The sequence below is a fragment of the Nocardia sp. CNS-044 genome (assembly GCF_059570515.1).
Map to the genome: position 1 here is coordinate 182,872 of NZ_JCANSX010000010.1, position 25,153 is coordinate 208,024.

Sequence of the window (25,153 nt, forward strand, 5' to 3'; positions counted from 1 at the left end):
GAACGCCTTTCAAACGCTGGCCGTCGGCACCGCGTCGGGTGCGTCGGTGGAGGTGTAGTCGAAGGTGACATCGCCCCAGGTCGCCAGCGCGACGTCGAGCGGTCGGCAGATCTCGGCCGCCTTGCGCAGCACGTCCGGCCCTTCCTTCAGCAGATCGCGGCCCTCGTTGCGCGCCTTCACCACCGCTTCCAGCGCCACCCGGTTGGCCTCGGCGCCCGCCGCGATGCCCAGCGGATGGCCGATGGTGCCGCCGCCGAACTGCAAGATCACGTCATTGCCGAACAGGTCGAGCAGCTGGTGCATCTGGCCCGCGTGGATGCCGCCGGAGGCCACCGGCATCACCCCGGGCAGGCTGGCCCACTCCTGATCGAAGAAGATGCCGTTGCGCGGTTCGGTGCGAATGTGGTTCTCCCGCAACGTGTCGTAGAACCCCTTGGTCGTGGCCGGATCGCCCTCCAGCTTGCCGACCACGGTGCCCGCGTGCAGGTGATCGACGCCGATGAGCCTGCACCACTTGGCCAGCACGCGGAAGCTCACGCCGTGCGTCTTCTGGCGGGTGAAGGTGGCGTGGCCCGCTCGGTGCAGGTGCAGCAGCACCCCGTTGCGCCGCGCCCAATGCGACATGGACTGCATCGCGGTGTAGCCGACGGTCAGGTCCATCATGATGACCACGCTGCCGAGTTCCTTGGCGAACTCCGCCCGTTCGTACATCTGCTCCATACTGGCCGCGGTGACGTTGAGATAGTGGCCCTTGATCTCGCCGGTCTCGCACATGGCGCGGTTCACGCCCTCCATGGCGAACAGGTACCGGTCGCGCCAGCGCATGAACGGCTGCGAGTTGATGTTCTCGTCGTCCTTGGTGAAATCCAGGCCGCCCTTGCACGCCTCGTAGACCACCCGGCCGTAATTGCGCGCGGAGAGCCCCAATTTCGGCTTCACCGTCGCCCCGAGCAACGGCCTGCCGTATTTGTTGAGGTATTCGCGCTCCATCACCGTGCCGTGCGGCGGGCCCTGGAAGGTCTTGACGTACGCGACCGGAATGCGCATGTCCTCCAAGCGCAGCGCGAGCAATGGCTTGAAACCGAACACATTGCCGATGACCGAGGACGTCAGATTCGTGATCGAACCCTCCTCGAACAAATCGATGTCGTAGGCGATGTAGGCGAAGTACTCCCCCGGCCTGCCCGGAACCTCGTCGATCCGGTAGCACTTGGCCTGATACTTCGAGTGTGCCGTGAGCCGGTCGGTCCACACCACAGTCCAAGTGGCCGTGGACGATTCGCCCGCGACGGCGGCCGCGGCCTCGATCGGATCCACGCCACGCTGCGGTGTCACCCGGAACACGGCGAGCACATCGGTGTCCGACGGCTGATAGTCCGGGGCGTAATACCCCATGGACGCATACGACTGAACGCCCGGATCCCACCGATCCCGTTCGATCTCTTCGGCCATCGTTCCTCCTGGAGCGTTGTGGCGTTGCGAATTCCAGGATGACGGGGCCATCGACCACAAACAATTTGAATGTTTCTGGTAATCCTCAACCTTTTCTTCGGGTTTGCTACCGTCGGTGGGTGGGTATGGTGAGTGCGGCGCGGATGGAAACATTCCTGACCGTCGCCCGCCAGGGCAGCATCCGGCGCGCGGCGACCCAGCTGCACGTCACCGAGGCGGCGGTATCGGCCGCGGTCGCCCACATCGAGAAACAGCTGGGCGCCAAACTCATCGCGAAGGCGGGTCGCGGCATCGCGCTCACCGAGGCGGGGCGCGTCTACGCCGAATACTGCCGCAGCATCCTCGGTCTCATGAAGGAAGCCCAGGCCGCCGTGCGGCAGGCCGAGATCGGGCGTTTGCGCATCGGCGTGGTGGCCACCGCGGGCGAGTCCGTGCTGTTGCGCCCGCTGGCCAAGTTCCGCAACCGCTATCCGGACATCGAACTGAGTCTGTCCATCCATCCGCGCGACGTGCTGTTCGTCGAACTGCTGCACCACGAAACGGATCTCGTCATCGCGGGCCGCCCGCCGCGCGACGCGGGCCTGGTCACCCGCGCCCGGCGCGCCAGCCAGCTCGTCGTCGTCGGCGCGCCCGACCGCTGCCGCGACCCGCTGCGCTCCACCTGGCTGCTGCGCGGCCGTGGCTCCGGCACCCGCGACGCCACCCTCGCCCTACTCGACCAACTCCAGATCTCCCCACCCACCCTGACCCTCGGCTCGCACGGCGCGGTGATCGCCGCGGCCCGAGAAGGATTGGGCGTCACCTTGATTCACAACGACGCGGTCGAACACCACATCGAAACCGGAGCACTGCGCGTCCTGCCGGTGGACGGCACGCCCCTGGACCGCGCCTGGCACGCCATTACCACCCGCACCCCCACCCCCACCACGCGCCTGTTTCTCACGCACATCATGGATCGCGCCGAAGTGGGCGAAGACGCCTTCCAAAATCCAACGACGTTGTCGTAGAGCCCGATCGGCTATCGGGTGCGCCGCCGGCCACCGCCAACACTCGCGCCCGGATTCATCGCAGGGTGAGCGGGGGTGTCTCCTTCGCTCCGAGGGGCTCGAACACAAGACACCGCGGCACCGGCGATCCCGACAGGATGTGATGCGTATCACTCGCGTGTCGGCCAGTCGGTCACCACGATTCGATCAGCGGGGGATCGTGCTCTCGCCGCTGCCACTCCGCTGTGATGCGACGGAGTCGGGCCGGGGCGGCGATGCTGCGCATGCCTGCGATCTTGTCGCCACGGATCTCCAGGATCGCGACGCCGAGAACGCGGTCGTCGAGCGTGAACAGCATGGCCGGGCAACCATTCACCACGACAGCGTGGATCGAGGGTGAGCCACCGGCGAATCGCCGCTTGGCCGCAGACGGTTTGAAGCCCGCCCGCACCGCCTCGGCGAGCCGCTGCGGAGTCGAGTACCGGATCAGCCTCGCGGCCAGCCCGCCTGCGCCGTCGGAGATGCCGGTCGCGTCATCGGTCAGCAGCGCCACCAGCCGTTCGGTCCGGCCCGAGGCTGCCGCATCGACGAAGGCCTCGACGATTCGCCGCGCGGAGGCATGGTCGATGTCGGCGCCGTTGCGGGCGGCGGCGATTCGACGCCGGGCCCGGTGGGCGTGTTGCTGGCTCGCGGACTCGGTGATGCCGAGAATCTCGGCTATCTCGGCGTGGTTGTACGCGAAGGCCTCGCGCAGCACGTAAACGGCCCGTTCGACCGGCGACAGACGCTCCATGAGGGTCAGCACCGCCAGCGTCACCGATTCGCGCTGCTCGACGGTGTCGGCCGGGCCCAGCATCGGGTCGCGGTCCAGGAGCGGCTCCGGCATCCAGGTGCCTACCGCGCGTTCGCGCCGCACCTTCGCCGAACGGAGCCGGTCGATCGCCAGATTGGTGACGATCTTGGTCAGCCAGGCCTCGGGCACTTCGACGTACTCCCGGTCGGCGGCCTGCCACCGCAGGAAAGCGTCCTGCACCGTGTCCTCGGCGTCGGCGGCCGAGCCGAGCAGACGATAGGCGAGCGAGGCCAGCCGATTCCGGCTGGCCTCGAAACGCGCCACGGTGGCAGTGTCCATGAGCACGACTCTATGCGGCGACCACGTCCGCCGAGCGCTCCCTGGTGGCGGCCAAACGGTACTTGTGACTCGGCTTCCCGAAGGTCGGGCGGCTGACTGCCCAGCCGCTGACCGCCACGATCGCCGACTTGACTCGAGCCGCCGAGCGGCCGCACAGTGCCCCCGGCTTCGAGCGAGCGTCACCGTCCACCAACTGGAAGATCCCGTCCTTGCGTCCGAGGCTGATGTGGTTGCCGACGTAGCTCAGCGCGGTCGCCTTGATCTCGCGCCCCGTCAGGTCCCCGATGATCGCGGCCGCCGCCTGCGTGCCGGTGTATCCCGCGGAAGCGCAGGACATCGGCAAGGGATGACCGTTCTCGCCGATGACGAAGACGCTGTCACCGGCAACATAGACATCCGGGTGCGAGACCGACCGCATCTGACGGTCGACGGTGATCTGGCCGTTGGGTTCCACCGCGAGGCCGCTGGCGGCGGCGATGGGGTGGACGGCGAAGCCTGCGGCCCACACGGTCGCGTCGGCGGTGAAAGCGGTGCCGTCGGCGGCGATCGCCGCCGACTCCTCGACGCGCTCGATCCTGGTGTGCTCGTGGACGGTGATACCGAACCGGTCGAAGGCACGCAGCAGGTGACGCCGGGCTTTCGCGCCGAGCCAGCCGCCCAGTTCGCCGCTGGTCGCGAGGCCGACCCGGAGCCCTGGACGAGCTTCGGCGATCTCGGTGGCGGCCTCGATCGCGGTCAGATTGCCGCCGACCACCAGTACCGTCCCGTCCTCGCCGAGCTCGTCCAGGCGTGCGCGCAGGCGCAGCGCGGCGGACCGCGCGGCCACGTGGAAGGCGTGTTCGCCGACGCCGGGAACGTCGTGGTCGGCAGCGGTGCTGCCGAGCGCGTAGAGCAGGGTGTCGTACGCGAGCCGGTCGATGCCCTTGTCGTCGGCGATCGTGACCGTCCGGTGCTCGACGTCGACGCCGGTCACCCGCGCCACTCGTAGCCGGATGCCGGTGCCCGCGAAGATCTCCGTCAGCGGCCGGTGGCGCAGCTCGTGCCCGGCGGCGAGCTGATGCAGGCGCAGCCGCTCGACGAAATCGGGTTCGGCGTTGACGACGGTGATCTCGAAGTCGTCGGAGTGGAGTTGGCGGGCCAGATACCCGGCGGAGAAGGCTCCGGCGTATCCGGCTCCGAGAACGACAATGCGGTGCTTCATGATTCGCTCCTGTCTGGTTCGCGTGCTCCCTGAACGAGACAGCCCGCGAATTCCTGACAGCATCAATCAGTGAAGTGGGTCACCCCGCGGCTCACATCTGGCCGTGCTGCGAATCGAAGGTGGCGGTGCGGCCACCGAGGAGGATTTGGGCGCCGGGTTGCAGGATCACCGGGTGGCCGGGGAGGGCGCGGGTCCAGTCCTGGTGGCCGGGTTGACGGATGTGGGTGCCGTTGGCGGAGCCGCTGTCGATCACGGTGACATCCCAGTCCTTCAAACGGATCTCGGCGTGGGTGCGGGACATGCCGCCGGAGGCGTCCTCCACACGGATCGGGCGGGCGCCGCGCCGCGCCGCCTCGGAGTGGTCGGGTTCGCGGCCGAGTACGCAGTCGGAGTCGAGGATGTAGGAGGTGCCGTCGTCGAACAGCAGCAGGCCGAGCGGCGGGCGTTCGCCGTCGGTGAGGACGCAGGTGAGCTGGTCCATGCGGATGCCGCAGACCGCGCAGAACGACACCCGCGGGTCGTTGTGGTGCTGACGCGCGCACTTGTAGCCCTTGACGATCACCCGCCGCTCGTCCGCGCCACGCGACACCGCCGGTTCGGGCTGGCGGCCCGGCCCGGACGCGACATGCCCGCTGTCGATCGGGCGGCCGCCGGACGAGTGCTCCGGCCCGGTGTCAGGCCGCACCGGCGAGCTCCCGCGGTTGTGTCCACCGTCGACCGGTTCGGGCGCGCGTCGATCCGGTTCCGGTGTGAACGGTCGTGGCACCGCGGTCTCGTCGTCGACCGGCGCGCTCGGCGCCAACGTCTCCTGGAGGTCGATCTCCGCGGTCCGCTGCGCGGCACTCGATCGATCGTCGGTCTGCCGTTGCCCCTGTGCGCCTGGAGCCTTATGTCCTTTTACCACCGCCACTTTCGACACGGGCTGCCCGTACCAGAGCACCGCACCCGACCCCGGAACGGCACCTTCTGCCAACGTGCACACTCCGCGAATCCCCGGCAGCTCGCTCCCCCGATACGCCTCGTCCACGAACAACCCGGCGCCGATCGCGGGCGCCGGGATCACGACCCGGTCCACGGTGAAACCGGCGTCGCTGCCGCGCAGCACCTCCGAGCGGTCGGCGCCGGCGAGCACCGCGCTGACCCGCCCGTGCAGGAACACCGCGAGTCCGGTGGCGGCTGGTGTGAGCACTCCGAACTCGACGGCGTCCTCGTCATCGAGACTCATCAGCCAGGTGGTGGCAAGGCGTGCGAACATGCGTCCGGTGCGCTTCGGCTCCTTGGCCGCCGCCTCGTCCACCAGTTCGCGCAGCGCGATCAGGACGGCGCCCGCGAGAGTGTCTTCGGTCGCCGTCACATCGTCCCGGTTGGCCACCACGAGGACCACCCCGCCGTGGCACGCCACAAGGTGCGTCCCAGGCAGCACCTCGACCCGCGGATCCGTCACGGCCGTCCTCCTTCGCGGCGCCCGTCCCGGCTCGGACGGCGCACCGCCCCGCTCACAGGAACCTGCCTCCGTTGTATCGCCAGCGGTGGAAGAACAGCCGGATCGGCCCGTTCACGAAGAGCCAGAACACGATCCAGGTGACCACGAAGTGGATCAGGAACGCCGCCGCCGATGGCCGCAGCTGCTCGGGCAGCACGATCGTGGTGGTGCGGAGCAGCAGCCACATCAGCAGCCCCTCGTTCACCATCGTCAGCAACCCGAACAGCGTCGGCCAGTCCTTCTCCCATCGGAATTGCTGCAGCAAGTGGTACAGCAGCTCCCAGAGCACGCCGACCAGAATCACCGCGAGCAGCACCGACAGCGTCACCCGATAGGACTGGCCCAGTGAGAGCGAACCGGTCGGCAGCAGCGGCGTGATGAACAACGCGACAAGCAGACCGAGCGCGCCGAGCACGAGAACACGGGTCTGGATTCGCCCGTTCAGAGTGGGAGTCATCGCTCAGATCTTCTTGTCGTTGACCCACAGCCACCACTGCCGCGCGGAGCGCAGCGGGCCGAGGCGCCGGCAGAAGCCGAGCGCGGCGAGGTCGTCGGCCATTTCCAGTGCGGCGTATTGCAGCCCGAGGAACGAGTCGACGCCCGCGTAGTAGCCGCCGAGCGTCGCGCTGCCCGCGGCGTACATGCGCCCCGTGCCGCTGCGGGTGCCGATCAGCTCGAAGGTGCGGTCCACGTCGAGTCGGCCGACGGGATTGCGTCCGGCGCCCGTGTGGTCGAGCAGATCGGCCAGCAAACGGTGTTCGCGGATATCGGCTTCAAGTCCGGTGCAGTCGATGACGTAGTCGGCGTGCGCCTCGAACGGCTGGCTCGGCGGTCGAAACGGCAAGGGCGCCTCGGTATCCGGCGAGATGGTCGTCACCACGCCCGGCCTGCCGTCGGCGGGGCGCAGATCGCGCGCCGTGCCCGCCATCACCTGATACCAGCCCTGCGCGCGGCCCCGCCGCAACTGTTCCTGCCAGCTCTTGCGCACCGGCGTGGTCGTTCCCCCGAGCGACTTGTACAGCGCGGCGCGCTGCTCACCTTCCAGCCCGCGCAGCTTCGCCTTGAGCTGCCCGCCCCACGCACCCTTGGGCCAGTTGAAACCCTGGTAGGACCAACCGTCGCCGCCCTTGCGGCGCAGGAACACGCTCGGTCCCTGCGGTCCCGCCACGTAGGTGCGGAACAGGTGCAGGATCCGGGTGTCGAGTTCGTACTGGTCGCGATCATCGATCAAACGCTGCAACACTCGGCTCGCCACGATCCCCGCGCCGCGGATCATGACCGTCCCCGGTCTTCGCTGCAACGCCTGATAGACGTGTTCGTGCGGTTCGTAGGCGTTCACGACGCGGGTGGGGTCGCGGAAGCGCTCGCGATAGGCCTGCAGGTCGGGCAGCAACCGCAATCCCGGATAGCCGACGGCCACGTGCACGTACGTGCTGCGGAAGGCGACGCGCTTGGTCGGCGTCGCGCCGTCGGGTGGAGTCAGGATCGTGTAATAACCGCCGCCGTGGCGCCTGCGCACCATCCGGACCTGCCCTTTGTAGAGCGAGCGGGCGTAGTCGACGCGGTGGTACTCGCGCTCCATCGCGGCGAAGGCCTGACCGGCGCGCGGGGTGTAGTAATTGGTGAGGATCGGCTCGGTGAGCACGTTCCACAGCGGCGCCAGCGACTTGTCGGCAATCGCCTCGCGTACCGCGTACGACGGGAAGCCCCAAATGTTCTCGGGGGTGCTGCCGGAATCGCTGCGGAGTCGCTCGCCGCGCGGAATCTGCGACACCCTGGTCAGATATTCGTACCCGGCCCACGGCACGTCCTGCGGACCGAGCACCGCGATCGAACGCGCGGGCACACCGTAGATCCGGAGTGTGTCGAAGGCGGCGAACGACCCGATTCCGCTGCCGATCGTCACGAACGGTACATCGATGACCGGTATCCCGGCCCTGTCGAGCAAGTCATCGGTCCACACGTCGGTGTCGACGAGGACCGGGGTGAGATCTCCCCGCATTCGCCGGATGGTACCGGCTAATTCCTATGGGGCGCTTGCGATCACCTTGTACCCACGCAACCCACCCGCGACGACGCGCGCATCGATCTGCGCCAACCTGCCACGCCGCGGACCGCCGCGGACGTACCATCCCTGCGTGGCCGACTCGACTCGTTCCACCCCGCTGCGGGTGCTGGTCTACAGCAACGACGCCGATACCCGGCGCCAGGTGATGCTGGCGCTGGGCCGAAACCCGCACCCGGAGCTACCCGAACTCGACTACCTCGAGGTGGCCACGGCGCCGGTGGTCATCGAGCGGATGGACGAGGGCGGCATCGACCTCGCCATCCTCGACGGCGAATCGACGCCCGCGGGCGGACTCGGCATCGCCAAGCAGCTCAAGGACGAGATCGACGAGTGCCCACCGGTGCTCGTGCTCACCGGCAGGCCGGACGACGCCTGGCTGGCGACCTGGTCGCGGGCCGAAGCCGCCGTCGCGCACCCGATCGATCCGATCCGGCTCACCGAGGCCGTCGTCGCGCTGCTGCACGACCGCACCGCCGCCTGATTAATAGCAATTCCTCATTATTCGACCGGTGGATCGCATCGCCGTTCCGATCCATCCAGCCCAGCAACTGATGAGCAATCGTCACCAATGGCCCTTCGGGTACGCCGCCGAGCAATACCGTCGCGTTCGGTCGCGCGATCATCGCGGGCGACTCATCGGTAGCGAAGAATACTCGCCGGTAGCTCGGCGTCGTGCGAGCAGCACGAACGACGTGCCGGTTCGTCACGTGACAGACCGTGCGGATTGCCCCACATCAGTCATAAATCCCAGTTCCGAATTCGATCAAACAACCGGGAACAAAGGAGTGGCGGTCAGTCCTATCAGTTGTAGGCTGTGCCGTAGCTCACATGGGCGCGAGCACGGGTATGAGACCCGCTGTGTCTGATCTCCCTGGCGCACGCCCCGCCGAGCGAGGCCATGGGGCGAGTCTGGCCAAGGCGGACAACGACGTCAGCCCGCCTCGGAAGCTGCCACCAGCCGCCGTACAGGAGCCCCGGGAGGGCTCGCAGGAGGGGAAGTGCAGTCGTGAACATGGAGTTGCCGACCCTGGTGCTCGGCGCGGTCGCCGCGGCCTTCGCGGTCTTTTCCATACTCTTGGCCGCTCTGATCGGGCCGAAGCGCTACAACCGGGCCAAGCTGGAGGCCTACGAGTGCGGCATCGAGCCCACTCCGCACGCCGTCGCGGGCGGGCCGGGAAACGTTACCGGACAGCGCTTTCCGGTGAAGTACTACCTCACCGCCATGCTGTTCATCATCTTCGACATCGAGATCGTGTTCCTCTACCCGTGGGCCGTTCACTTCGACGCGCTGGGTCTCTTCGGTCTCGCCGCGATGGCGCTGTTCATCTTCAACGTCTCGGTCGCCTACGCCTACGAGTGGCGCCGCGGCGGACTCAGTTGGGACTGATCGCCACCAAGGTTTCGCCCGCACAGTGGAAGTGAGAGTTAGTCGGATATGGGTCTCGAGGAAAAACTGCCCAGCGGCTTTCTGCTGAGCACGGTGGAGGACTTCGCCGGATATCTGCGCAAGGGCTCGTTGTGGCCCGCCACCTTCGGTCTCGCCTGCTGCGCCATCGAGATGATGGCCACCGGCGCAGGACGATTCGACATCGCCCGCTTCGGCATGGAGGCGTTCCGCGCCTCGCCACGCCAGGCCGATCTGATGATCGTCGCGGGCCGGGTCAGCCAGAAGATGGCGCCGGTGCTGCGGCAGGTCTACGACCAGATGACCGAGCCGAAATGGGTGCTCGCCATGGGCGTCTGCGCCTCCTCCGGCGGCATGTTCAACAACTACGCCATCGTGCAGGGCGTCGACCACGTGGTGCCGGTCGACATCTACCTGCCCGGCTGTCCGCCCCGCCCGGAGATGCTGCTCAACGCGATTCTGGCACTGCACGCCAAGATTCAGGAGATGCCGCTCGGCGTCAACCGCGAGGAGGCGGTCCGCGCCGCCGAGCAGGCGGCGCTGGCGGCGACACCGACCATCCGGATGGAGGGTCTGCTGCGATGACCTTCGACTCCCCCGAGAACGCCGAAACCAGTTCGCCCCAGTCGGAAATCGACGCCGCCGCGACCGCGGGACCCGAGGGCACGCTGCCGCCGGAGGCCGAACCCGAGCCCGCGGGCGAGGACGTCATCGGCGTGCGGCGCGGCATGTTCGGCATCTCCGGCACCGGCGACACCTCCGGATACGGCCGCCTGGTCCGCCCCGTCACACTGCCCGGCAGTACGCCAGCGCCCTACGGCGGCTACTTCGACGCGATCGTCGACGCGCTGCGAACGGCGTTGGCGCCCACCGGCACACCGTTCGAGAGCGCGATCGAGAAGGTCGTCGTCTTCCGCGGCGAGCTCACGCTGCACGTGCGCAGGGAGCACCTGCCGCTGGTCGCACAGGCGTTGCGCGACGACGCGGCACTGCGTTTCGAACTGTGCCTGGGCGTCAACGGCGTGCACTACCCGAACGACACGGGTCGCGAACTGCACGCGGTGTACCACCTGATGTCGGTCACCCACAGCCGCAGGCTGCGCGTCGAGGTGTCCGCACCCGACGCCGACCCGCACATTCCCTCCCTGTACTCGGTGTACCCCACCACCGACTGGCACGAGCGGGAGACCTACGACTTCTTCGGCATCCTCTTCGACGGTCATCCGTCGCTGACCCGCATCGCCATGCCCGACGACTGGCGTGGCCACCCGCAGCGGAAGGACTACCCGCTCGGCGGGATCCCGGTCGAATACAAGGGCGCGCGCATCCCGCCGCCCGACGAGCGGAGGGCGTACAGCTAGTGAACGACATCGATACCCAGCCCGGCGTCGACACCACCGACTCCGGGCGCGAACCCGCTGCGCACCGGCGGGAGCACGCCGCGAACCCATCGGAACCGACCGTCGTCACCGTCGCCGGTCAGGACTGGGACACCGTCACCGAAACGCTCGACGGCGCGGGCGAAGAACGCATCGTCGTCAACATGGGCCCGCAGCACCCGTCCACACACGGCGTGCTGCGGATCATCCTGGAGATCGAGGGCGAGACCGTCACCGAGGCCCGCTGCGGCATCGGTTACCTGCACACCGGCATCGAGAAGAACCTCGAGTTCCGCAATTGGACGCAGGGCGTCACCTTCGTGACCCGGATGGACTACCTCTCGCCGTTCTTCAACGAGACGGCGTACTGCCTCGGTGTGGAGCGGCTGCTCGACGTCACCGAGCAGATTCCCGAGCGGGCGACCGTCATCCGGGTGCTGCTGATGGAGCTCAACCGCATCTCCTCGCACCTGGTCGCGCTCGCCACCGGCGGCATGGAACTGGGCGCGCTCACCCCGATGCTGTTCGGGTTCCGCGAGCGCGAACTCATCCTCGACGTCTTCGAGACGATCACCGGCCTGCGGATGAACCACGCCTACATTCGTCCGGGCGGCCTGGCCCAGGACCTGCCCGACGACGGCGTCACCAAGGTCCGCGAACTGCTTGCCCTGCTGCCGAAACGGCTGCGCGACATGGAGCATCTGCTCACCCAGAACCCGATCTGGAAGGCGCGCACCCAGGACATCGGCTACCTGGACCTGACCGGTTGCATGGCCCTCGGCATCACCGGCCCGGTGCTGCGCGCCACCGGCCTGCCGCTGGATCTGCGCAAAGCCCAACCCTATTGCGGTTACGAGAACTACGAGTTCGACATCCCCACCACCACCGGCTGCGACTGCTACGGCCGCTACCTGATCCGGGTGGAGGAGATGAAGGAATCGCTCAAGATCGTCGAACAGTGCCTGGACCGGCTGCGGCCCGGACCGGTGATGATCGAGGACAAGAAGCTGGCCTGGCCCGCCGACCTGCAACTCGGCCCCGACGGACTCGGCAACTCCCCCAAGCACATCGGCCGCATCATGGGCACGTCGATGGAGGGCCTCATCCACCACTTCAAGCTCGTCACCGAGGGCATCCGGGTCCCGGCCGGGCAGGTGTACGTGGCGGTCGAATCGCCGCGCGGCGAGCTGGGCGTGCACATGGTCAGCGACGGCGGCACCCGGCCCTACCGCGTGCACTATCGCGATCCTTCGTTCACGAATCTGCAAGCGGTGGCGGCGATGTGCGAGGGCGGCATGGTCGCCGATGTCATCGCCTCCGTCGCCAGCATCGACCCGGTGATGGGTGGTGTCGACCGATGACCGAGATCCTGCTCAAGTTGTCCACTCGGCCCGAGCCGTTCCCGCCCTACGTGCGGGAGCGGCTGGAGATCGACGCGGCCGCGATCATCGCGCGTTACCCACACCCGCGTTCGGCACTGCTGCCGCTGCTGCATCTGGTGCAGGCCGAGGAGGGGCACGTCTCCGGCACCGGCATCGAGTTCTGCGCCGAGCAGCTGGGCCTCACCGGCGCCGAGGTGACCGCGGTGGCCACCTTCTACTCCATGTTCCGGCGCACGCCGACCGGCGATTATCACGTCGGCGTGTGCACCAACACGCTGTGCGCGGTCATGGGCGGCGACGCGATCCTCGCCGCGCTGGAAACCCATCTCGGCCTGCGCCACGGCGAGACCACGGCCGACGGGTCGATCACCCTCGAGCACATCGAATGCAACGCCGCCTGCGATTTCGCGCCGGTCGTGATGGTGAACTGGGAGTTCTTCGACAACCAGACACCGGAATCGGCGCGAGCCCTGGTCGACGCGTTGCGTGCCGGGCAGCAGGTGACACCGACCCGTGGCGCACCGCTGTGCACGTTCCGGGAGACCGCGCGGGTCCTCGCCGGCTTCCCCGACGAGCGGCCCGGCGCGCTCGACGGCGCGGCCGGGGAGGCGACCGTCGCGGGTCTGCGGGTGGCCAAGGACAACGACATGCAGGCGCCGCGGCCGAACGGGGAGGGCCTCCGATGACGATGTTGACGCCGGTGCTCACCGAATACTGGGACGATCCGCAGTCCTGGACCATCCACACCTACCGGCAGCACGACGGCTATCAAGCCGTGCGCAAGGCGCTGCGGATGGAGCCCGACCAGGTCATCCAGACGGTCAAGGACGCCGGACTGCGCGGTCGCGGCGGCGCGGGCTTCCCGACCGGCATGAAGTGGGGCTTCATCCCGCAGGGTCCCGGACCCGACGGCACGGTGAAACCGCACTACCTGGTGGTCAACGCCGACGAGTCGGAACCCGGTACCTGCAAAGACATTCCGCTCATGCTGGCCACGCCGCACGCGCTGATCGAGGGCGTGATCATCGCCGCCTACGCCATCCGCGCCGCCACCGCGTTCATCTACGTGCGCGGCGAAGTGGTGCCCGTGCTGCGCAGGTTGCAGGCGGCGGTCGCGCAAGCCTACGAAGCGGGCTACCTCGGTCGCGACATCCTCGGCTCCGGCTTCGACCTCGAGCTGATCGTGCACGCGGGCGCGGGCGCCTACATCTGCGGCGAGGAGACCGCGCTGCTGGATTCGCTGGAGGGCCGCCGCGGCCAGCCCAGGCTGCGCCCGCCGTTCCCGGCCGTCGCGGGTCTCTACGCCTGCCCGACGGTGGTCAACAACGTGGAGTCCATCGCCAGCGTGCCGCCTATCATCCTCAACGGCACCGACTGGTTCCGTTCCATGGGCAGCGAGAAGTCCCCCGGTTTCACGCTCTACTCGCTGTCCGGCCACGTGGCCAGGCCCGGTCAGTACGAGGCGCCGCTCGGCATCACGCTGCGGGAGCTGCTCGACTACGCGGGCGGCGTGCGCGCGGGCCACCGGGTGAAGTTCTGGACGCCGGGCGGCTCGTCCACCCCGCTGTTCACCGAGGAGCACCTGGACGTCCCGCTCGACTACGAGGGCGTCATGGGCGCGGGATCCATGTTGGGCACCAAGGCTTTACAGATCTTCGACGACACCACCTGCGTGGTGCGCGCGGTGCTGCGCTGGACCGAGTTCTACGCACACGAGTCCTGCGGCAAATGCACACCGTGCCGGGAGGGCACCTACTGGCTGGTCCAGCTGCTGAAGCGGGTCGAGGAGGGCCGCGGCACCGAGTCGGATCTGGACAAGTTGCTCGACATCAGCGACAGCATCAACGGCAAATCGTTCTGCGCGCTCGGCGACGGCGCGGCCAGCCCGATTCTCTCCTCGCTGAAGCACTTCCGCGAGGAGTACATCGACCATCTGCGCTCGGGCGGCTGCCCGTTCGATCCCGCGCGCTCGACGGCCTGGGCCGAGGAAGAAGGGGCTCGATGAGCACGGCATCGCGCAGCGATTCGATGAGGGGTGGCGGCCGGGAGACGGGTGGGCCGGCGACTGTGAGTACCAACACGAGCGGGCTGACGCCCGCGGATCTCGTCACCGTCGTCATCGACGGCACGCCCGTCAGCGTGCCCGCCGGAACCCTGGTGATCCGCGCCGCGGAACTGATCGGCATCCAGATCCCGCGCTTCTGCGACCATCCGCTGCTCGATCCCGTCGGCGCCTGCCGCCAATGTCTGGTCGAGGTGGAGGGCCAGCGCAAGCCGGTCGCCTCCTGCACCCAGACCGTGGCCGACGGCATGATCGTGCACACCCAGCTCACCTCGCAGGCCGCCGAACGGGCGCAGGAAGGGGTGATGGAGCTGCTGCTCATCAACCATCCCCTGGACTGCCCCGTCTGCGACAAGGGCGGCGAGTGCCCGCTGCAGAACCAGGCCATGTCCTCCGGCCGTCCGGAGACCCGGTTCGACGGCGTGAAACGCACCTACCCCAAACCGATTCCGCTCTCCTCGGCAGTCCTGCTGGACCGGGAGCGCTGCGTGCTGTGCGCCCGCTGCACCCGGTTCTCGCAGCAGGTGGCGGGTGATCCGTTCATCGAGTTGATGGACCGCGGCGCGCTCGAACAGGTCGGCACCGCGCAGGCCGAACCGTTCGACTCCTACTTCTCCGGCAACACGGTGCAGATCTGTCCGGTCGGCGCGCTCACCGGCACCAGCTACCGATTCCGCGCCCGTCCGTTCGATTTGGTCTCCAGCCCCAGCGTGTGCGAGCACTGCGCCTCCGGCTGCGCGCAGCGCACCGATCACCGCCGCGGCAAGATGTTGCGCCGGCTCGCGGGCGACGACCCGCAGGTCAACGAGGAATGGAACTGCGACAAGGGACGCTGGGCGTTCGCCTACGCCACCGAGCGCGACCGCCTCACCACCCCGCTGGTCCGCGGCTGGGACGGCACCCTGCGTCCGGCGTCCTGGTCCGAGGCGCTCGCCGCCGCGGCCGAGGGGCTGGCCGCCGCGCACGGCAACGCCGGTGTGCTCGTCGGCGGACGGGTGACCGAGGAAGACGCCTACGCCTATTCGAAGTTCGCGCGAGTCGCGCTCGGCACCAACGACATCGACTTCCGTATCCGTCCGCATTCGGTGGAGGAAGCCGATTTCCTCGCCGCCCGCGTCGCCGGGCAAGGCGTCACCGTCGACTACGACGCGCTGGAGCGGGCTCCGATCGTGCTGCTCGTCGGGTTCGAGCCCGAGGAAGAGTCCCCGATCGTCTACCTGCGGTTGCGCAAGGCCGCCCGCAAGCGCGGCCTGCCCGTCTACGCGCTGGCGCCGTACGCCTCGCGTGGTCTCGAGCGCATGTCGGGCACCCTCATTCCGGCGACGCCGGGGGCCGAACCGCACCTGATGGAGGCGCTTCGCACGGGCGAGATCCCGTTCGACGGCCAGGAATCCGAGACGATGGCCGCGGCCGCGCGACTGTTGCGTGATCCGGGCGCGGTGGTCATGGTCGGCGAGCGCATGGCGGGCATCCCCGGCGCGCTGTCGGCCGCCGTCCGGCTGGCCGAGGAGACTGGCGCCGCGCTGGCATGGGTGCCGCGGCGGGCAGGTGAGCGCGGCGCGGTCGAAGCGGGGGTTCTCCCCGGACTGCTGCCCGGCGGTCGACCGGTGGCGGATCCGCTTGCCAGGCAACAGGTTCGCGAGATCTGGAACGTCGACGAACTGCCGGTGACGGCGGGGCGCGACACCACGGCGATCTTGGACGCCGCGCCGACCCTGGGCGCGCTGGTCGTCGGCGGCGTCGATGTCGCCGATCTGCCCGACCCGAACGCCGCGCTCACCGCCATCGACGCGGCACGCTTCGTCGTCAGCCTGGAACTGCGGCACAGCGCCGTCACCGAGCGCGCCGACGTGGTCTTCCCGGTGGCCGCGACCATGGAGAAGTCCGGCACCTTCCGCACCTGGGAGGGCAGGCCGCGGCCATTCGACGCCGCGCTCGGCGAATCCACCGTGCGCCGCACCGCCGCACCGCTGTCCGATCAGCGGGTGCTGCAAGCCATCGCCGACGAGATGCGGGTGCGCCTCGGCCTCCCCGACACCGCGACGGCGCGCGCCGAACTCGCCGCGCTCGGCGCCTGGGACGGCCAGCCCGTCGCCGCGCCCGCGCACCGGCCGCATCCGATCACCCAGCCCCGGCAGGGCAGCGCGGTGTTGGCGGGCTGGCGAATGCTGCTCGACCTGGGCCGTATGCAGGACGGTGAACCGAATCTGGCGGGCATCGCCCGTCCGCCGGTGGTCCGGCTCTCCCCCGCGACCGCCGCCGAGATCGGCGCGGCCAACGACGATCCGGTCACCGTCACCTCCGAGCGCGGCATGCTCACGCTGCCGCTGCTGATCACCGACATGCCCGACCGGGTGGTGTGGCTGCCGCTGAATTCCCCCGGCAGCTCGGTGCCCGAACAGCTCGCCACCCAGCCGGGCGGCGTCGTGCAAGTGCGCCACGCCGACGAGAGGATGAAGGAACACCGCCATGAGTGATCCGGCTCTGTTCGCCACGGCGACCGTAGGGCCCTCCGTGGCCACGCGAGCTACCGCCTCCGCGCCTGACACGCTCGCCCTCTTCGGCCACGACCCCCTGTGGCTCGTTATCGCCAAATCCCTGGCGATCTTCGTCTTCCTGCTGCTCACCCCGATGATCGCGGTGCTCGCGGAACGAAAGATCGTGGCGCGCATGCAGATGCGCATCGGCCCCAACCGCGTCGGCCCCAAAGGCTCGCTCCAGAGCATCGCCGACGGCGTGAAGATGGCGCTCAAAGAGGACATCGTCCCCGCCATCGTGGACAAGCCGATCTACATCCTGGCGCCGATCATCGCGGCCATTCCGGCGTTCATGGCTTTCGCGGTGATCCCGTTCGGCGGTGAGGTGTCCATCGCGGGCCACCGCACCGCACTGCAGCTGACCGACATGCCGGTGGGCGTGCTGTACATCCTCGCCATCACCTCGATCGGCGTGTACGGCATCGTGCTCGCGGGTTGGGCGTCCGGCTCGACCTACCCGCTGCTCGGCGGACTGAGGTCGACGGCGCAGGTCATCTCCTACGAGATCGCGATGGCGCTCTGCTTCGCCGCGGTGTTCCTGCACGCGGGCACGATGGCGACCTCCGGCATCGTCGCCGCCCAGGACGGCACCTGGTACGTCTTCCTGCTGCTGCCCTCGTTCCTGATCTACTGCGTGTCGATGGTCGGCGAGACCAACCGGGCGCCGTTCGACCTGCCGGAGGCCGAGGGCGAACTCGTCGGCGGCTTCCACACCGAGTACTCCTCGCTGAAGTTCGCGATGTTCATGCTCGCGGAATACGTCAACATGGCAACGGTTTCGGCACTGGCGACCACGCTGTTCCTCGGCGGCTGGCACGCGCCGTGGCCGATCAACATGTGGTCGGGCGCGAACACCGGCTGGTGGGGCCTGCTGTGGTTCACCGCCAAGGTGTGGACGTTCCTGTTCGTGTTCATCTGGCTGCGCGGCACCTTGCCGCGGCTGCGCTACGACCAGTTCATGAATCTGGGCTGGAAGCTGCTCATCCCGGTGTCGCTGCTGTGGGTCATGCTCGTCGCCGCGGCTCGGGTGCTCGACAACGAGGGTTTCGCCTGGGCGACCGCCGCCATGATCGTCGCGGGCGTGCTGATCACGGCGCTGATGATCGGGCTGTTCCTGCGGGCCGGACGCCGACCGGGCGCCCCGCCGCTCGTCGACGAACCAACGGCCGACGCGCACGCGCCGAGCGGCGTCTTCCTCGGCTTCCCGACACCGCCGCTGCCCGCCGGCATCCGTCACGTGGACGCGACGAAAGGTCATCCGCTGGAACCGCTTTCCGGTTTCGCGGTCACCGCGCTCACCATGTTCAAGAAGCCGAACACCGAGTTCTACCCCGAGCACAAGGTGCCGACCGCGCCCCGCTACCACGGTCGCCACCAGCTCAACCGTCATCCCGACGGTCTGGAGAAGTGCATCGGCTGCGAACTGTGCGCCTGGGCCTGCCCCGCCGACGCGATCTACGTGGAAGGCGCGGACAACACCGAGACCGAACGCTTCTCCCCCGGCGAACGGTACGGCCGCGTCTACCAGATCAACTACCTGCGCTGCATCGGCTGCGGCCTGTGCATCGAGGCCTGCCCGACGCGGGCGCTCACCATGACCAACGAGTACGAACTCGCCAACGACAACCGCGCCGACCTCATCTACGAGAAGGACCGGCTGCTCGCGCCACTCGAACCGGGCATGACCGCACCGCCGCACGACATGTACCCCGGGACGACCGAGGGCGACTACTACCGCGGCACCGTCCCCGGCGCGGACGCCGAATCCGACGAGAAGCAGCGCGCGACAGCAGGCGCGGAAGGAGGGACGCGGTGACGCTACTGATGGCCGCCGAGCCACTGACCCGCACATCCACCGGCGAGGCCGTGCAGTTCTGGATCCTGGCCCCGCTCGCCGTCCTCGGCGCGCTCGGCATGGTGTTCGCGGCCAAAGCCGTACACTCCGCGATCTGCCTGGCCGCCACCATGATCACGCTCGCGGTGTTCTACATCGCCCAGGACGCGCTGTTCCTCGGCGTGGTGCAGATCGTGGTCTACACCGGCGCGGTGATGATGCTGTTCCTGTTCGTGCTCATGCTGGTGGGCGTCGACTCCGCCGAATCGTTGAAGGAGACCCTGCGCGGCCAGCGCTTCGCCGCCGCCGCGGTGGGACTCGGTTTCGGCTTCCTTTTCATCAGCGGCATCGCCACCGGCGTCCGCGACTCCGGAATCCGATTCCCCGCCACCGGTTTCGCCGGTCGCGACGTGATCGGCGAACTCGCCGAGCTGATCTTCGTCCGGTACGTGTGGGCCTTCGAACTCACCGGCGCGCTGCTCATCACCGCCACCATCGGCGCGATGGTGCTCGCGCACCGCGAACACTTCGGCCCGCGGATGGATCAGCGCGAACTGTCCCGCAGGCGGTTCCGCGACGGCACGAGCCGCGCCACCCCGCTGCCGACGCCCGGCGTCTACGCCAGGCACAACGCCGTGGACATTCCCGCCAGGCTGCCGGACGGCTCGTTCGAGGAGCTGTCGGTCAGCACCATCTTGCGGCACCGCCGCACCAGGGCGCTGACCGAGGCGGCCGTCATCTCGGTCGGCTCCGGCGACGGTGACGCGAAGACCAACGGCCACGAACCCGCCGACGAGGAAGGCACCCGGTGAACCCCGAGAACTATCTGTTCCTGTCCGCCCTGCTGTTCACGATCGGCGCGGCCGGAGTGCTGTTGCGGCGCAACGCGATCGTGGTGTTCATGTGCATCGAGCTGATGCTCAACGCGGTGAACCTGGCGTTCGTCACCTTCGCGAGGATGCACGCGAACCTGGACGGCCAGGTGTTCGCGTTCTTCACGATGGTGGTCGCCGCGGCCGAGGTGGTCGTCGGCCTCGCCATCATCATGACCATCTTCCGCGCCCGCCGCTCGACCTCGGTCGACGACGCCAACCTGCTGAAGTTCTGACGTGGATACCGCGATCCTGACGCTGCTGCCCGCGCTGCCGCTGGCCGGGGCCGTCATATTGCTGCTCCTCGGGCGCGTCGCCGACAAGTGGGGCCATCTGCTCGGTTGCCTTGCCGCGCTGGCCTCCTTCGGCGTGGCCGTGTGGGCGTTCGTCGTCATGCTCGGGCGCGACGGCGCCGAGCGGGCGGTGCACGCCGACCTGTTCAGCTGGGTGCCGGTGAGCGGCCTGCAAGTGGACTTCGGTCTGCAAATCGACCAGCTGTCCATGTGTTTCGCGCTGCTGATCACCGGTGTCGGCTCCCTGATCCACCTGTACTCGATCGGGTACATGAGCCACGATCCGGATCGGCGGCGCTTCTTCGCCTACCTCAACCTGTTCCTCGCGGCCATGCTGCTGTTGGTGCTGGCGAACAACTACCTGGTGCTCTATCTCGGCTGGGAGGGCGTTGGTCTCGCCTCCTACCTGCTGATCGGCTTCTGGTACGGAAAGCCCTCCGCCGCAACGGCCGCCAAGAAGGCGTTCGTGGTAAACCGAGTCGGCGACATGGGCTTGGCGCTGGCCATGATGGCGATGTTCGCGACCTTCGGCTCGATCGGATTCGGCGAGGTGTTCGCCGCAGCGCCGGGAGCGAGCGAGGGCACGCTCACCGCGATCGGCCTGCTGCTGTTGCTCGCCGCGTGCGGCAAGTCCGCGCAGGTGCCGCTGCAATCCTGGCTCGGTGACGCGATGGAGGGCCCGACGCCCGTGTCGGCGCTCATCCACGCGGCCACGATGGTCACCGCCGGTGTCTACCTGATCGCGCGGTCCAACGTGATCTTCGATCTCGCGCCGAACGCCCAGCTGGCCGTGGTGCTCGTCGGCGCGGTGACGCTGTTGTTCGGCGCGATCGTCGGCTGCGCCAAGGACGACATCAAGAAGGCGCTGGCCGCGTCCACCATGAGCCAGATCGGATACATGGTGCTCGCCGCGGGTCTCGGACCCGCGGGCTACGCCTTCGCGATCATGCACCTGCTCACCCACGGCTTCTTCAAGGCGGGCCTGTTCCTCGGGGCGGGCTCGGTGATGCACGCGATGAACGACGAGGTCGACATGCGCCGCTACGGCGGACTGCGCAAGGTGCTGCCGATCACCTACGTCACCTTCGGGCTCGGCTACCTCGCGATCATCGGAGTGCCGCCGTTCGCGGGCTTCTTCTCCAAGGACAAGATCATCGAGGTGGCCTTCGCCGAGGGCGGCGCGGCCGGGTACGCGCTGGGCACGGTCACCTTGCTCGGTGCGGGTCTCACCGCGTTCTACATGACGCGGGTGATGCTGATGACCTTCTTCGGCTCGCCACGCTGGAAGCCCGACACGCATCCGCACGAGGCGCCCGCGGTGATGACCGGTCCGATGATCCTGCTGGCCATCGGCTCGCTCGCCTCCGGCCTGGTGTTCGTGCTCGGCAACGCGCTGGTGAACTGGCTGGAGCCGGTGGTCGGCGCGCACCACGGCGAGGAGGTGGTGCCCGCGGGCGTGGTCACCGTACTCGCGCTGGCCGTCGTCTCGGTCGGCGTCACCATCGCCTACAGCCAGTACGCGCAGCGCGACATCCCGGAAACGGCGCCGGAGGAAGTCTCGGCGCTCACCGTCGCCGCCCGCAAGGATCTCTATGGCGATGCGGTCAACGAGGGCGTGTTCATGCGTCCCGGCCAGCACCTCACCCGGTCGCTGGTCTTCGTCGACAACCGCGGCATCGACGGGATCGTCAACGGCACGGCCGCGCTGATCGGCGGGCTCTCGGCCCGCGTCCGCCGGGTCCAGTCCGGATTCGTGCGGTCCTACGCCCTGTCCATGTTCACCGGCGCGGCCCTGGTGGCCGCCGCCCTGCTGGCGGTGAGGATCTGGTGACTACCTATCCCTGGTTGACCACCCTCTGGCTGCTTCCGGTCGTCGGCGCGGTCCTCGTGCTGGCGTTGCCCGCCGCGCGGCGGGTGCTGGCACGCGGTGTGGCGCTGACATTTTCGGTGGCCGCGCTGGTGATCGCCGTCGTGCTCGCCATGCGATTCGAGCCCGGCGGCGAGCAATACCAGTTCGTCGAATCCCACGAGTGGATCCCCGCCTTCGGCGCCGGATACACCCTCGGCTTGGACGGCATCGCGCTGGTGCTGGTGCTGCTCACCACGGCGCTGGTGCCGCTGCTGATCCTGGCGGGCTGGCACGACGACCGCGCGGCGGGCTCCGGCAGGCGGGTCGCGCACACCTATATGGCGCTGATCCTGCTCGTCGAGGCGATGGTGCTGGTCTCCTTCGTGGCGCTGGACATCCTGCTGTTCTACGTCTTCTTCGAGGCCATGCTCATCCCGATGTACTTCCTCATCGGCGGCTTCGGGCCGAAGACGGCGGATGTGCAACTGCGCCAGCAGCGTTCGCGTGCGGCGGTGAAGTTCCTGCTGTACAACCTGTTCGGCGGACTGATCATGCTGGCCGCGGTCATCGGTCTCTACGTGCTGACAGCGCGCGAGGGCCTCGGCGCGGACGGTGCGGGAACCTTCGACTTCCGCACCGTGGTCGCCGCCGCCAATGCCGGTGAGCTCGGCGCGGGTCCGGCGGTGCTGAACGCCCTGTTCCTCGGGTTCATGTTCGCCTTCGCCGTGAAGGCGCCGCTGTGGCCGCTGCACACCTGGCTGCCCGACGCGGCGGTCGCCGCGACACCGTCCAGCGCCGTGCTGATGATGGCGGTGGTCGACAAGGTGGGCACCTTCGGCATGCTGCGCTACTGCCTGCTGCTGTTCCCCGACGCGTCGGGAACCTACGCGCCGCTGGTGATCACGCTCGCGGTGGTCGGCATCGTCTACGGAGCGCTGCTGGCGATCGGCCAGACCGACGTGATGCGCCTCATCGCCTACACCTCGATCTCGCACTTCGGCTTCATCATCCTCGGCATCTTCGCCATGACCAGTCAGGCGCAGACCGGGGCGACGCTCTACATGATCAATCACGGCATCTCCACCGCCGCGCTGTTCCTGATCGCCGGGTTCCTCGTCTCGCGGCGCGGCACCCGGGTCATCGCCGAGTACGGCGGGGTGCAGAAGGTCGCGCCGGTGCTGGCCGGGACGTTCCTCATCGCGGGACTCGCGACGCTGTCGCTGCCCGGTCTCGCGCCGTTCGTCAGCGAATTCCTCGTGTTGATCGGCACTTTCAGCCGCTACCAGGTGGCCGCGATCGTCGCGACCGGCGCGCTGGTGCTCGCCGCTATCTACGTGCTGTGGCTGTACCAGCGGATGATGACCGGTCCGGTGACGAAGGGCAACGAGAACCTCCACGATCTGGCGCCGCGCGAACTGCTCGTCGTCGCACCGCTGATCGCGGCGCTGCTGTTCCTCGGTCTCTATCCGAAACCGGTGCTGGACTTCATTGATCCCGCCGTCGGCCAGACACTGACCACCATCGGCCGCCAGGATCCCGCGCCGACGGTTCCGGCGCCCGCAGCGGGCGCGGCGAACCTCCAGGAAGGAGGGCACAAGTGACCACGCACTCGATCCCGCTCGCCGCGTCCGTTCCCGCGCCGAGCATCGAATACGGCGCGCTCGCACCGATGCTCATCGTGTTCGGCGTCGCGGTGGCCGCGGTGCTGGTGGAGGCGTTCGTCGCGCGGCGCTACCGCTACGGCACCCAGGTGTGGCTCAGCCTGATCGGTCTCGCGGCGGCGTTGGTGGCCGTCATCCGGTTGGCGGGCACCGAATCGACCGCGGTGTCCGGGGCCGTCGCGATCGACGGGGTGACGTTGTTCTTGCAGGGCACCATCCTGGTGGTGTCGCTCCTCGGCGTGCTGTTCATCGCCGAACGCGGCGCGCAACCGCGGTCGCAGGCGCGGTCCGGGCCCGGCACCTGGAGCCTGGCCGCGGCGACCGTCGGTCGCGGCGCGGACGCGTTCACCCCGCAGGCGTCGGCGGTCCCCGGCAGCGCGGACGAGCAGGCCGCGATCCGCGCGGGCATCGCGACCACCGAGGTCTTTCCGCTGACGCTGCTCGCGGTCGGCGGCCTGCTGCTCTTCCCCGCCTCGAACGATCTGCTGACCATGTTCGTCGCGCTGGAAGTGCTGTCGCTGCCGCTGTATCTGCTGTGCGGGCTCGCGCGGCGCAAGCGACTGCTCTCCCAGGAGGCGGCGCTGAAATACTTCCTGCTCGGGGCATTTTCGTCGGCGTTCTTCCTGTACGGCGTCGCGCTGCTGTACGGGCAGGCTGGGACGGTGCGGCTGTCCGGGATCGCCGACGCGATCGCGGAGCACCCGTCCGACGCGATGCTGGCGCTGCTCGGCGTGGCGATGCTGGCGGTCGGGCTGCTGTTCAAGATCGGCGCGGTGCCGTTCCAATCCTGGGTTCCCGACGTGTATCAGGGGGCGCCGACCCCGATCACCGCGTTCATGGCGGCGGCGACCAAGATCGCCGCGGTCGGCGCCATGTTGCGCATATTGCAGGTCGCGGTGCCTGGCTTGCGGGACGACTGGCGGCCGGTGCTCGCCGCGGTCGCGATCGCGACGATGGTGGTCGGCGCGGTGCTCGCGGTGACGCAGACCGATGTGAAGCGGATGCTGGCGTATTCGTCGGTGGCGCACGCGGGCTTCATCATCACCGGTCTGGTCGCCGCCAACGACGCGGGCGTCGCGGCGGTGCTGTTCTATCTGGTCGCCTATGGGCTGGGCACGCTCGGCGCGTTCGCGGTGGTGAGCCTGGTCCGCGAGCCCAGCGGTGACGAGGCGACCGCGCTGGCGCAGTGGGCCGGGCTCGGCCGCCGCTCCCCCTGGCTGGCGACGGTTTTCGCGCTGCTGCTGCTCTCCTTCGCCGGTCTGCCGCTCACCAGCGGGTTCGTCAGCAAGTTCGCCGTGTTCGAGGCGGCCGCTTCCGGTGACGCCGTGACGCTCGTCATCGTCGGCGTCATCTCGAGCGCCGTCGCGGCGTTCTTCTACATCCGCGTGATCGTGTTGATGTTCTTCACCGATCCCCCGACGGATGCCCCGGTGGTGGTCACGCCCGCGCTCACCCAGGCACTCGTCCTGCTGACCGCCGTGGCGACCCTGGTGCTCGGTGTGTTCCCGCAGCCGCTGCTGGATCTGGCCGAGCGAGCGTCGACCTTCGTGCGCTAGG

At 68.6% G+C, this 25,153-nt stretch carries 21 protein-coding genes and 1 pseudogene; 16 read left to right on the plus strand and 6 right to left on the minus strand.

The features are described 5' to 3' along the window. Window positions 1-9: 9 nt before the first annotated feature. The gene (locus tag T333_RS26835) at window positions 10-1,452 is read right to left on the minus strand and encodes a form I ribulose bisphosphate carboxylase large subunit (RefSeq protein ID WP_355001654.1); all 1,443 of its coding nucleotides are present in this window, start codon (window positions 1,450-1,452) and stop codon (window positions 10-12) included. A 125-nt stretch (window positions 1,453-1,577) separates the two neighbouring features. Between T333_RS26835 and T333_RS26840 the strand changes: the two genes are divergently transcribed. After that, entirely contained in the window at window positions 1,578-2,459 is an 882-nt protein-coding gene (locus T333_RS26840) for a LysR family transcriptional regulator (protein WP_355001723.1), read from the plus strand. Window positions 2,460-2,631: 172 nt separating this feature from the next. Here the strand turns inward: T333_RS26840 and T333_RS26845 are convergent, their stop codons facing one another. The 5 genes from T333_RS26845 to T333_RS26865 all read right to left on the minus strand — a co-directional run bounded on the left by T333_RS26845 (window position 2,632) and on the right by T333_RS26865 (window position 8,256). Then, window positions 2,632-3,570, minus strand: coding sequence for a sigma-70 family RNA polymerase sigma factor (locus tag T333_RS26845; RefSeq protein ID WP_496426232.1), 939 nt, complete (start codon window positions 3,568-3,570; stop codon window positions 2,632-2,634). A 10-nt stretch (window positions 3,571-3,580) separates the two neighbouring features. Further along, window positions 3,581-4,771: an NAD(P)/FAD-dependent oxidoreductase gene (locus T333_RS26850; RefSeq protein ID WP_496426233.1), complete on the minus strand. Its 1,191-nt coding sequence runs from the start codon at window positions 4,769-4,771 to the stop codon at window positions 3,581-3,583. A gap of 91 nt (window positions 4,772-4,862) precedes the next feature. Beyond that, window positions 4,863-6,215, minus strand: coding sequence for an FHA domain-containing protein (locus tag T333_RS26855; protein ID WP_496426234.1), 1,353 nt, complete (start codon window positions 6,213-6,215; stop codon window positions 4,863-4,865). Between the two features lie 52 nt (window positions 6,216-6,267). Beyond that, the gene (locus T333_RS26860) at window positions 6,268-6,711 is read right to left on the minus strand and encodes a hypothetical protein (protein WP_355001658.1); all 444 of its coding nucleotides are present in this window, start codon (window positions 6,709-6,711) and stop codon (window positions 6,268-6,270) included. Between the two features lie 3 nt (window positions 6,712-6,714). Continuing rightward, window positions 6,715-8,256: a hypothetical protein gene (locus tag T333_RS26865; RefSeq protein ID WP_496426235.1), complete on the minus strand. Its 1,542-nt coding sequence runs from the start codon at window positions 8,254-8,256 to the stop codon at window positions 6,715-6,717. Between the two features lie 136 nt (window positions 8,257-8,392). On the opposite strand from T333_RS26865, the gene T333_RS26870 reads away from it, so the two are divergent. The 15 genes and pseudogenes from T333_RS26870 (at window position 8,393) to nuoN (ending at window position 25,152) form a co-directional block, all read left to right on the plus strand. Next, the gene (locus T333_RS26870) at window positions 8,393-8,803 is read left to right on the plus strand and encodes an Rv3143 family two-component system response regulator (protein ID WP_496426236.1); all 411 of its coding nucleotides are present in this window, start codon (window positions 8,393-8,395) and stop codon (window positions 8,801-8,803) included. A 531-nt stretch (window positions 8,804-9,334) separates the two neighbouring features. After that, entirely contained in the window at window positions 9,335-9,709 is a 375-nt protein-coding gene (locus T333_RS26875; RefSeq protein WP_496426237.1) for an NADH-quinone oxidoreductase subunit A, read from the plus strand. Between the two features lie 48 nt (window positions 9,710-9,757). Continuing rightward, on the plus strand, window positions 9,758-10,312 hold the full coding sequence (locus T333_RS26880; RefSeq protein WP_141810953.1) for a NuoB/complex I 20 kDa subunit family protein: 555 nt from the start codon (window positions 9,758-9,760) through the stop codon (window positions 10,310-10,312). After that, the gene (locus tag T333_RS26885) at window positions 10,309-11,088 is read left to right on the plus strand and encodes an NADH-quinone oxidoreductase subunit C (RefSeq protein WP_496426238.1); all 780 of its coding nucleotides are present in this window, start codon (window positions 10,309-10,311) and stop codon (window positions 11,086-11,088) included. Before T333_RS26880 ends, T333_RS26885 begins: the two co-directional genes overlap by 4 nt. Next, the gene (locus tag T333_RS26890; protein WP_355001662.1) at window positions 11,088-12,467 is read left to right on the plus strand and encodes an NADH-quinone oxidoreductase subunit D; all 1,380 of its coding nucleotides are present in this window, start codon (window positions 11,088-11,090) and stop codon (window positions 12,465-12,467) included. The genes T333_RS26885 and T333_RS26890 overlap by 1 nt, the downstream gene beginning before the upstream one ends. Further along, entirely contained in the window at window positions 12,464-13,174 is a 711-nt protein-coding gene (gene nuoE / locus T333_RS26895; RefSeq protein ID WP_496426239.1) for an NADH-quinone oxidoreductase subunit NuoE, read from the plus strand. The genes T333_RS26890 and nuoE overlap by 4 nt, the downstream gene beginning before the upstream one ends. Beyond that, window positions 13,171-14,493: an NADH-quinone oxidoreductase subunit NuoF gene (gene nuoF, locus T333_RS26900; protein ID WP_355001664.1), complete on the plus strand. Its 1,323-nt coding sequence runs from the start codon at window positions 13,171-13,173 to the stop codon at window positions 14,491-14,493. Before nuoE ends, nuoF begins: the two co-directional genes overlap by 4 nt. A gap of 23 nt (window positions 14,494-14,516) precedes the next feature. Further along, complete coding sequence (locus T333_RS26905) at window positions 14,517-17,027, plus strand: NADH-quinone oxidoreductase subunit G (protein ID WP_496426398.1); 2,511 nt, start codon at window positions 14,517-14,519, stop codon at window positions 17,025-17,027. Beyond that, window positions 17,020-18,309 (plus strand): annotated as a pseudogene (gene nuoH, locus T333_RS26910) (NADH-quinone oxidoreductase subunit NuoH); the annotation flags it as partial. The gene T333_RS26905 and the pseudogene nuoH, both read left to right, overlap by 8 nt. A 15-nt stretch (window positions 18,310-18,324) precedes the next feature. Next, complete coding sequence (nuoI, locus tag T333_RS26915; RefSeq protein ID WP_496426399.1) at window positions 18,325-18,903, plus strand: NADH-quinone oxidoreductase subunit NuoI; 579 nt, start codon at window positions 18,325-18,327, stop codon at window positions 18,901-18,903. Window positions 18,904-18,911: 8 nt separating this feature from the next. Beyond that, on the plus strand, window positions 18,912-19,733 hold the full coding sequence (locus T333_RS26920) for an NADH-quinone oxidoreductase subunit J (protein ID WP_496426400.1): 822 nt from the start codon (window positions 18,912-18,914) through the stop codon (window positions 19,731-19,733). After that, window positions 19,730-20,029 carry an NADH-quinone oxidoreductase subunit NuoK gene (gene nuoK / locus T333_RS26925; protein ID WP_036536861.1) on the plus strand — a complete coding sequence of 100 codons (300 nt, stop codon included), beginning with the start codon at window positions 19,730-19,732 and terminating at the stop codon, window positions 20,027-20,029. Before T333_RS26920 ends, nuoK begins: the two co-directional genes overlap by 4 nt. Before the next feature lies 1 nt (window position 20,030). Next, on the plus strand, window positions 20,031-21,917 hold the full coding sequence (nuoL, locus tag T333_RS26930) for an NADH-quinone oxidoreductase subunit L (RefSeq protein ID WP_496426240.1): 1,887 nt from the start codon (window positions 20,031-20,033) through the stop codon (window positions 21,915-21,917). Then, the gene (locus T333_RS26935; protein WP_355001666.1) at window positions 21,914-23,536 is read left to right on the plus strand and encodes an NADH-quinone oxidoreductase subunit M; all 1,623 of its coding nucleotides are present in this window, start codon (window positions 21,914-21,916) and stop codon (window positions 23,534-23,536) included. Before nuoL ends, T333_RS26935 begins: the two co-directional genes overlap by 4 nt. Next, complete coding sequence (nuoN, locus tag T333_RS26940) at window positions 23,533-25,152, plus strand: NADH-quinone oxidoreductase subunit NuoN (protein ID WP_355001667.1); 1,620 nt, start codon at window positions 23,533-23,535, stop codon at window positions 25,150-25,152. The genes T333_RS26935 and nuoN overlap by 4 nt, the downstream gene beginning before the upstream one ends. Window position 25,153: the final 1 nt, after the last annotated feature.